We start from the raw sequence: 8441 nt of genomic DNA, 5'->3' as shown, positions 1-8441 counted from the left end.
TCGTGCTGCAGCCTTGCTGCTGACGGAGGGTGTCATGCCGGCCCTGGCACGTTCCAGCACCGTGTCCAATGCAGCATCAGCCAGCGCGCGGTATTCGTCCTCGCTGCGAACAACCTCAATCATCCAGTGCGGTCCGTCGGTTCCTGGGAGCAAAGATAGTAGCGGGTTCGTCGTTCACTTCATCCAGGCGCGGTCGATCCGTCCCCTTGATCCTGTTCCACACCCTCGGACTCATGGCGATCATGCTCTCCTCCACCCGCCCCATGGCCTCCCGGAGCTTGGACCACTCCTGCTCGGTGTAGCGCTCGGAGACCGCAGCCATGCGATCCGTCCCGACCCAGGGCGTATGGTGGTGAAGCAACTGCGAGACGATCCGGCTTTCGCCAAACAACAGCGCTGCGTAGCGGCCCAGAGTTCGCCGGAAATCGTGTGTGGTCAGCCCGATGTCGACTTCAGCTCTCACGTCCACGAGCCCAGCGTCCCGGCGCACGTTTGCCACGATGCTCTTACTATCCGAATAATGCCCCGTCTTGCTGCGATGGGACCTGGCTGGGAAGACGAAGATGGACCGAGCCAGCGCGCGACGCGCCTGCTCCACTTCCTTCTCCAGCCTATCGACCAGCTCAGTGCGGGACCCCCTGGATTTGGCCGCCTTCAGCACTGCCTCTGCCCCCGCCAAGGCCTTTTGTGCCTCAGCTTCTCCAAGGCGCTCGTCGAATCGACGCTCCAGCACCTTTTGAGCGAAATAGGTGACTGGCAGGTAGCGCTCCTCCCCGCTTTTGGTGTCGAACAGGTAGACCTGCGAGCCTGGACGGCGGGTGTAAGGGTTCACCTCATCCGGCCCGGCCAGCCACACCCAAGAGACCTCTGACTGCCGCAGTTCGCCAGGCGAACACCGGTCGAACCATCGAAGCTGTGCAGCCTCGCTGCGGCGCGTGCCCCAAAGAAGGGTCAACAGCAGGTAATCCGCCCCCGTGGCGTTCAACCCGCCCTGCTCGTCCCTTCGAGCCAAAATCACCTTCAGCACCCGAGGAAGCGTGTCGTCACCCAACGGGTTTCGAACCTCGGCCCGCTCGTAGTGCCGGCGGAGCTCTTGAGCGTCGCGCAGCATGTCATCGTCGTGAATAACCTGGAACGGGTTGTAACGCAGCACCGGCTCCCGCTGGTCCCTGGCAGCTGCCTTCCGCTCACGCTTAAGCACCAGGTCCACGGCACGCTTGGCATCGGTGAACGAATGTTCGGCCGAAGCCCGCCCTGCCGCATTGACCCGCTGAAGGTAACGACCGCTGATCCCCAGAGCCTCCAGTTGTTGCGTTGAGAGCTCCGCCCAGTCCGGATGGGCTGCCAAGGCTGTCCGCATCGCCGTGGGGATACGATTGGACCGCACCATGGACGACCGCCGCAGGTTCTCGAAGGCTTGGTGGATGTCCCGGTCCGTCAGCCGGAGGATGGCCTTGTCGGCCAGCCCGACTTCAGCGCGCGCGAACCGCGCCAAACTGTCCTGAACCGCTCGGACGCTGGTCGGCTTGGCCTTCTTGTTGCGAACCTTCTTTTCCAGCTCTTCTATGTAAACGGCAAGGCAATCGGCCAGGGTGACCTCTCTAAGCTCGTGCAAGTGCTCGCTTCGAGCCTCTTGGCGAGATGGGTGCTCGCCAGTCTCTCGGACCACGGCCAACTTCTTCCTGGCCAGCTCGTAGGCCTGCTCGGGCCCCATGTCGGCGACGTTCCCCAACGAGAACCGACGAACGCCAGACGGCCCTCTGACGACCACTTCATAGGTAGTCCGGGTGGTGCCTACGTAGAAGCCGAACCCCGTGGGGGCTCCCTGGTTGCCATCCAAGACCCGATAGGGCTTCCCAGCGTCCGCTGCGGGGCGAGGCGCGATGACCGGCTTCCCCTGCTTGCCCTCGACCGGACCCTTGGCCACGCTCAACTCGCAGATCTGCCTATAGGAAAGCTTAAACTTGATGCCTCGGCGACGTGGGGCATCTGCCTTTGTCGCAACAACCTTATCCATGGTCGATCCGCTGTGAGTCCGTCGCAACATCGATTTGATCCCGTTTGAGTGACCGCCGCAACCTTGGCGCAACAAAAAACACCGTTACTTGCCGCCAGTGACCCGGATTGACCGCTACATCGCGTAAGGACGTTTCTTGCAAACCACTGATTCCAATCCGAAATCCTCGTCTCCGAAGAGCGCTGCCGAGCACACCCCGCTCATGAAGCAGTTCTTTGCCGCCAAGTCCGGCTACCCGGACCTGCTGCTGTTCTTCCGCATGGGCGACTTCTACGAGCTGTTCTACGACGACGCCCGCAAGGCGGCGCGGCTGCTGGACATTACCCTGACCCAGCGCGGCAGCTCCGGCGGCGCGCCGATCCCGATGGCCGGGGTGCCCGTGCATGCCTACGAGGGCTACCTGGCGCGGCTGGTGGCGCTGGGCGAATCGGTGGCCATCTGCGAGCAGATCGGCGACCCGGCGCTGGCCAAGGGCCTGGTCGAGCGCAAGGTGGTGCGGATCGTCACCCCGGGTACCGTCACCGACGAGGCGCTGCTGGATGAGCGCCGCGACACCCTGCTGATGGCGCTCTCGCGTGGCAAGAACGGCTACGGCCTGGCCTGGGCCGACCTGGCCGGTGGCCGCTTCCTGGTCAACGAGGTCGATTCCGACGACGCGCTGGAGGCCGAACTGGCCCGCCTGGAACCGGCCGAGCTGCTGGTGCCGGACGAAGAGAACTGGCCGGAATTCCTCAAGCATCGCAGTGGCATCCGCCGCCGCGCGCCGTGGCTGTTCGATGCCGACAGCGGCCGCCGCCAGCTGCTGGCCTTCTTCAAGCTGCATGACCTGACCGGCTTCGGCATCGACGACAAGCCGCGCGCCACCGCCGCTGCCGGCGCCCTGCTCGGCTATGTCGAAGAAACCCAGAAACAGCGCCTGCCGCACCTGACCTCCATTTCCACGGAAACGGCCAGCGAGGCGATTGCGATGAACGCGGCCACCCGCCGCCATCTCGAGCTGGATACGCGCGTGGACGGCGATACCCGCAACACCCTGCTGGGTGTGCTGGACACCACGGTCACTCCCATGGGGGGGCGCCTGCTGCGCCGCTGGCTGCACCGCCCGCTGCGCCTGCGCGAGGTGCTGGTGCAGCGCCACGATGCGGTGGCCACGCTGATCGACCGCGGTGCCGACAGTGACGTGCGCGGGGCGTTCCGTGCGCTGGGTGACCTCGAACGCATCCTTACCCGCGTGGCGCTGCGTTCGGCGCGCCCGCGCGATTTCTCCACGCTGCGCGATGGCCTGGGCCTTCTGCCAGAGGTGCGCGCGGTGCTGGCACCGCTGGATTCGCCGCGCCTGGTCGCCCTGCGCGAGGCGTTGGGCTCGCATGACGAATGCGCGCACCTGCTGGCCTCGGCCATCGCCACTGCCCCGCCGATGAAACTCAGCGACGGTGGCGTGATCGCGGAAGGCTATGACGCCGAACTCGACGAACTGCGCCGCCTGTCCACCCATGCCGACCAGTTCCTGATCGACCTGGAACAGCGCGAGCGCGCCAGCAGCGGCATCGCCACGCTGAAGGTCGGCTACAACCGCGTGCACGGCTACTACATCGAAATCAGCAAGGGCCAGAGCGAAAAGGCGCCGGTGCATTACACCCGCCGCCAGACCCTGACCAATGCCGAGCGTTACATCACCGAAGAACTGAAGTCGTTCGAAGACAAGGTGCTGTCGGCGCGCGAACGTTCGCTGACGCGCGAAAAGCTGCTGTACGAACAGCTGCTCGATACGCTGGCGGGCGAACTGGAACCGCTCAAGCAGTGCGCCGCCGCGCTCAGCGAACTGGACGTGCTGGCCGGCTTCGCCGAACGCGCGCAGGCGCTGGACTGGGCGCGCCCGGAGCTGGAAACCGCCCCGTGCCTGCGCATCGAGCGTGGCCGCCACCCGGTGGTGGAAGCGGTGCGCGAACAGCCGTTCGAACCCAACGACCTGGACCTGCACGCCGACCGCCGCATGCTGGTCATCACCGGCCCGAACATGGGCGGTAAATCCACCTACATGCGCCAGAACGCGCTGATCGTGCTGTTGGCCCACATCGGCAGCTTCGTGCCGGCCAGCCGCGCGGTGATCGGCCCGATCGACCGCATCCTGACCCGCATCGGCGCCGGCGATGACCTGGCACGTGGCCAATCGACCTTCATGGTCGAGATGAGCGAAACCAGCTACATCCTGCACCACGCCACCGCGCAGTCGCTGGTGTTGATGGATGAGATCGGGCGCGGCACCTCCACGTATGACGGCCTGGCGCTGGCCGACGCGGTGGCCCGCCACCTCGCGTACGAGAACCGCTGCTACACGCTGTTTGCCACCCACTACTTCGAACTCACCGCGCTGGCCGACGAGCAGCACCAAGGCGGCATCAGTGGCATTGCCAATGTGCACCTGGATGCGGTGGAGCACGGCGAGGCGCTTGTGTTCATGCACGCGGTGAAGGACGGCCCGGCCAACCGCAGCTTCGGCCTGCAGGTGGCCGCACTGGCCGGCCTGCCCCGCGCCACCGTGGCCCAGGCCCGGCGCCGGCTGGCCGAGCTGGAGCAGCGTGGCGGCGAGACCGTGGCCGCCACCATGGCCCCGCAGGCGCTGGATGCACCGCAGCAGTTCGGGCTGTTCACTGCGCCGTCCAGCAAGGCGCAGGAGGCGTTGGCCGCGATTGATCCTGATGAGCTGACACCGAAGCAGGCGCTGGAAGCGCTGTACCGGTTGAAGGCGCTGGTGTGAAGCGTCACGACCAACGGTCGTGACCTACCGGGATGGTGGGTACCGCCCGGCGGGCGGAATCCGCGGTAGCGCCCGACCGTTGGTCGGGCGGCCGGCCGCGTGAAGCCTTCGCATTCTCTTCGTGCAGGCGGCGTTATGCTCCGCCGGTCCCATCCCGGGTCGAAGGAGTCGATCGTGAATACGAACTCGCTCACCGCATCCCTTTTCTCGCAGTTGCAGGGCACTGGCGTCCAACAGGTCTCCCAGCAGCTCGGTCTGGACCAGAACCAGGCCACCCAGGCGGTCAGCGCCGCCCTGCCCCTGTTGATGGGCGCGCTCGGCAGCAACGCCAGCCAGCCGCAGGGCGCGCAGTCGCTGCTCAATGCGCTCCAGAAAGATCATCTCGGCGGCGGTAGCGGCGGCGGCGGTTTCGACCTCGGCGGCATCCTCGGTGCCGTGCTCGGGGGCGGCGGCGGAGGTGCCGCCACCAACGGCGCTGGCATCCTCGGCCACGTCTTTGGCGGCCAGACCGATCAGGCGGCCCAGGTGCTGGGCAACAAGACCGGCCTCGACAGCGGCCGCGCCGGCCAGCTGCTGGCGATCCTGGCGCCCATCGTGATGTCGTTCCTGGCCCAGCGGTTCGCCCAGCAGGGCAATGCAAACGAGCTCGGCCAGGCGCTCGGCGCCGAAGCGCCACCGGCCGCTGCTGGCGGCATTGGCGGCCTGCTCAACGCGTTCGATCAGGATGGCGACGGCCAGTTCGGCCTCAGCGATGTCATGGGCATTCTCAGCAAGCGCTGACCAGCCTGTCGGTCGCCGGCTTGCATGGCCGGCGACCTTTCAATAGTCCACACCTATCACTTCGGTTAATTCAATTGAATTTACCAACCGCCGACCGGCGCATAGGGTAGTTGGGCTGCCCTCGCGTCCTTCCGCGGGGCCCATTCCACATTCGCCAGTCCACAGGTAACTGCCCATGAAAAGCGAAGCGAAGTGCCCGTTCAACCACGCCCTTGTCGGCGATGCCACCACCAACCGCGACTGGTGGCCCAACCAGCTCCGCGTGGACCTGCTCAACCAGCACTCCTCGCGCTCGCACCCGCTGGCTGCCGACTTCGATTACGCCAAGGCGTTCTCCCAGCTCGACTACGCCGCGCTCAAGGCCGACCTCACCGCGCTGATGACCGATTCGCAGGACTGGTGGCCGGCCGACTTCGGCCACTACGGCGGCCTGTTCGTGCGCATGGCCTGGCACAGCGCCGGCACCTACCGCATCGGTGACGGCCGCGGCGGCGGTGGCCGCGGCCAGCAGCGCTTCGCCCCGCTCAACAGCTGGCCGGACAACGTGAGCCTGGACAAGGCGCGCCGCCTGCTGTGGCCGATCAAACAGAAGTACGGCCAGGCCATTTCCTGGGCCGACCTGCTGATCCTCACCGGCAACGTCGCACTGGAATCGATGGGCTTCAAGACGCTGGGCTTCGCCGGCGGCCGCCCCGATACCTGGGAACCGGACCAGGACGTGTACTGGGGCCGCGAGACCACCTGGCTGGGCGGCGATGTGCGCTACGCGCACGGCTCCGAAGGCGTGGTGGAAGACCATGGCGTGCTGGTGTCCGATGACGACGCCGACGGTGACATCCACTCGCGCAACCTGGAAAACCCTCTGGCCGCCGTGCAGATGGGCCTGATCTACGTGAACCCCGAAGGCCCGGATGGCAACCCGGACCCGGTCAAGGCTGCCATCGACATCCGCGACACCTTCGGCCGCATGGCCATGGATGACGAGGAAACCGTGGCGCTGATCGCCGGTGGCCACAGTTTCGGCAAGACCCACGGCGCCGGCCCGGCCGACAACGTGGACGTGGAACCCGAAGCGGCCGGTCTCGAACACCAGGGCCTGGGCTGGGCCAACAAGTTCCGCAGCGGCAAGGGCGGCGACACCATCACCAGCGGCCTGGAAGTGACCTGGACGCGCACCCCGGCGCAGTGGAGCCACGACTTCTTCGAGATTCTGTTCGGCAACGAATGGGAACTGACCAAGAGCCCGGCCGGCGCCCACCAGTGGGTGGCAAAGAATGCCGACGCGGTGATTCCCGACGCGCACGATCCGTCGAAGAAGCACCGCCCGACCATGCTCACCACCGACCTGTCGCTGCGGCTGGACCCGGCCTACGAAAAGATCTCGCGCCGCTTCCTCGAGAATCCGCAGCTGTTCGCCGATGCGTTCGCGCGCGCCTGGTTCAAGCTGACCCACCGCGACATGGGTCCGCGCGCCCGCTACCTGGGCCCGGAAGTGCCGGCCGAAACCTTCATCTGGCAGGACCCGGTGCCGGAAGCGTCGAAGACGCAGATCAGCGCGGCCGACGTAGCCGCACTGAAGCAGCAGATCGCCGCTGCCGGGTTGAGCGTGGCCGAGCTGGTGTCCACCGCGTGGGCCTCGGCCTCCACGTTCCGTGGTTCGGACAAGCGCGGCGGCGCCAATGGTGCGCGCATCCGACTGGCCCCGCAGAAGGACTGGGCGGTAAACCAGCCGCAGCAGCTGGCCAAGGTGCTGGCCGCACTGGAGAAGATCCAGGCCGGCTTCAAGGGCGATGGCGGCGCGCAGGTGTCACTGGCCGATCTGATCGTGCTGGCCGGCAATGTCGGCGTGGAGCAGGCGGCCAAGGCCGGTGGCCATGACGTCAGCGTGCCGTTCAACGCGGGCCGCACCGATGCCAGCCAGGACCAGACCGACGTGGAATCGTTCGCGGTGCTGGAGCCGTATGCCGATGGATTCCGCAACTACGTGAAGGGGCGCTACAGCGTGCCCGCCGAGGCGCTGCTGATCGACAAGGCGCAGCTGCTGACCCTGACCGGGCCGGAGCTGACCGCGCTGGTGGGCGGGCTGCGCGTGCTGGGTGCGAACGTGGATGGCAACACCCAGGGCGTGCTGACCGAACGGCCGGGCACGTTGAGCAACGACTTCTTCGTCAACCTGCTGGACATGCGTACGCAGTGGAAGGCCAGCGGCGATGGCTATGAAGGCATCGATCGCAACGGTGGCGGCAAGCGCTGGACCGGCAGCCGCGCCGACCTGGTGTTCGGCTCCAATTCGGTGCTGCGCGCGATTGCCGAGGTGTATGCCAGTGCGGATGGCGAGAAGAAGTTCGTGCAGGACTTCGTCGCCGCTTGGGCGCGGGTGATGGAGCTGGACCGGTACGACCTGCACGCGTGACGGTCTTCCACGGGCCCGCCTTGGCGGGCCTTTCCGGTAGCGCCGGCCGTTGGCTGGCCCTCGCGACGCATACGGCCACGCATCGCCCACCCCACCCCGCTACAATCAACGGCACGGGTCAGGCATCCCGACCCACCCAGGACGTGAGCGCCCGTGATCAGAGAAATCCAGATTGAGAACTTCAAGTCGATCAGGAAGATGAAGCTCGAACTGGGCCGCGTCAATGTATTCATTGGCGAGAACGGCTCGGGGAAGAGCAATGTCCTGGAGGCTATTGCGCTGGCGGGGGCTGCCACGGCCAACAAGCTTGACAATGAGTTCCTGGCGTCGCGAGGGATCCGCGCGGTGGATGCCCGGCACATGCGCTGTGCGCTGCCGGCCGATGATAAGTTCGATGAGATCAGGATCGAAATTGATTCCTCGAACAGCAAAAGGGCGCTACTCAAACTCTCGCATGACGGCAAGCCGCACTC

At 66.2% G+C, this 8441-nt stretch carries 5 protein-coding genes; 4 read left to right on the top strand and 1 reads right to left on the bottom strand.

Features of this window, described 5'->3' with window-relative positions:
* Positions 1–115: 115 nt before the first annotated feature.
* The gene (locus tag KVS69_RS17250) at positions 116–2017 is read right to left on the bottom strand and encodes an integrase (protein ID WP_254622246.1); all 1902 of its coding nucleotides are present in this window, start codon (positions 2015–2017) and stop codon (positions 116–118) included.
* Positions 2018–2219: 202 nt separating this feature from the next.
* Between KVS69_RS17250 and mutS the strand changes: the two genes are divergently transcribed.
* The 4 genes from mutS to KVS69_RS17230 form a co-directional block, all read left to right on the top strand.
* A complete protein-coding gene (gene mutS, locus KVS69_RS17245) occupies positions 2220–4775 on the top strand; it encodes a DNA mismatch repair protein MutS (protein WP_217539143.1) in 2556 nt (851 codons plus the stop codon).
* Positions 4776–4946: 171 nt separating this feature from the next.
* The gene (locus KVS69_RS17240; protein WP_217539141.1) at positions 4947–5555 is read left to right on the top strand and encodes a DUF937 domain-containing protein; all 609 of its coding nucleotides are present in this window, start codon (positions 4947–4949) and stop codon (positions 5553–5555) included.
* Positions 5556–5730: 175 nt separating this feature from the next.
* Complete coding sequence (katG, locus tag KVS69_RS17235; RefSeq protein ID WP_217539137.1) at positions 5731–7968, top strand: catalase/peroxidase HPI; 2238 nt, start codon at positions 5731–5733, stop codon at positions 7966–7968.
* Between the two features lie 153 nt (positions 7969–8121).
* Positions 8122–8441, top strand: a 320-nt coding sequence (locus KVS69_RS17230) for an AAA family ATPase (RefSeq protein WP_217539134.1), incomplete at its 3' end; no start/stop codon positions are given.

This window comes from Stenotrophomonas sp. GbtcB23 (genome assembly GCF_019091045.1).
Taxonomy (GTDB): Bacteria; Pseudomonadota; Gammaproteobacteria; order Xanthomonadales; family Xanthomonadaceae; genus Stenotrophomonas; species Stenotrophomonas rhizophila_A.
The sequence above is the reverse complement of the archived record's forward strand: the minus strand, read 5'-3'. Positions and strand labels throughout refer to the sequence as shown.

Coding starts and splice junctions, on each gene's coding strand:
- katG (WP_217539137.1), top strand. CDS start 5,731: ATGAAAAGCGAAGCGAAGTGCCCGTTCAACCACGCCCTTGTCGGCGAT.
- KVS69_RS17250 (WP_254622246.1), bottom strand. CDS start 2,017: ATGGATAAGGTTGTTGCGACAAAGGCAGATGCCCCACGTCGCCGAGGC.
- mutS (WP_217539143.1), top strand. CDS start 2,220: ATGAAGCAGTTCTTTGCCGCCAAGTCCGGCTACCCGGACCTGCTGCTG.